This window comes from Streptomyces aurantiacus (assembly GCF_001418335.1).
Lineage (GTDB): Bacteria > Actinomycetota > Actinomycetes > Streptomycetales > Streptomycetaceae > Streptomyces > Streptomyces aurantiacus.
On sequence record NZ_LIPP01000501.1, the window covers coordinates 1 to 1083 of the forward strand.

Consider the following 1083-nt stretch of genomic DNA (forward strand, 5'->3'; position numbering starts at 1 on the left):
ACCCCCTACGGCACGCCCGACGCCCCCCGCATCGCCGTCCGCGGCGAAGCCCACCTCGAAGCCGACCCCGAAACCGCCCGCATCGGCATCACCGTCAACGCCCGCGGCACCGACCGCACAGACGCCCTCAACGACCTCACCCGCCGCAACACCACCGCCCTCGACCTCGTGAAGACCTACGGCGACGCCGTCGAAAAACTCGAAACCGGCACCTTCTCCATCACCCCCGAACTCACCAAACACGGCCGCGGCGAACGCATCCGCGCCTACCACGGCCGCGTCCACATCACCGCCGAACTCACCGACTTCACCGCCCTCGGCGAACTCACCACCCGCCTCGCCGACCTCGACCTCACCCACGTCGACGGCCCCTATTGGGCCCTGCGCCCCGACTCACCCGCCCACCGCCGCGCCAGACAACAAGCAGTACGCGAAGCAGTCCAACGAGCCCGCGAATACGCCGAAGCCCTCGGCACCACCCTCGCCGCACTCGTCGAACTCGCCGACACCGGAGCCGAGAACACCCACCCCTACGGCATGGAAACCGCGTCCCGCTCCCTGCGGGCCAAGGGCTACGACGCAGCCGCCCCGGACCAACCCCCGGCCCTCGACCTGGAACCCCAACGACAGCACGTGTACGCAGCGGTCAATGCCCGCTTCACCATGTCACCGCCCGTGCTGTGAACCCCACCGAAATGCTCATCAGAGCGCACCCCCGCACACTCCAATCCTTGTCAACACCCCTTCACGCAACGGTCGTTGAGTAGTCATGCAGCACCAATTCCCTACCCACTGGTAAGGCCTACGCTCGAACCATGCGCCGAGCAAAAATCGTCTGTACCCTGGGCCCCGCCACCGACTCGTACGACCAGATCAAGGCACTGGTCGAAGCCGGCATGGACGTAGCCCGCCTCAACCTCAGCCACGGCAGCCATGCCGACCACGAGGAGCGCTACCAGCGCGTACGCAAGGCCTCAGACGAGACCGGCCGCAGCGTCGGCATCCTCGCCGACCTACAAGGCCCGAAGATCCGACTCGGCCGCTTCACCGAAGGCCCCGTACTCCTTGAACGCGGAGACACCT

Annotated in this window: 2 protein-coding genes; both read left to right on the forward strand. The window is 67.1% G+C overall.

The annotated features are described in order from the left end of the window. Nucleotides 1-684 (forward strand): SIMPL domain-containing protein (locus tag AOK01_RS39485; protein ID WP_055520396.1); only part of this gene is annotated, 684 nt, incomplete at its 5' end. Nucleotides 685-815: 131 nt separating this feature from the next. After that, a partial coding sequence (locus AOK01_RS39490) for a pyruvate kinase (RefSeq protein ID WP_245702613.1) occupies nt 816-1083 on the forward strand: 268 nt, incomplete at its 3' end.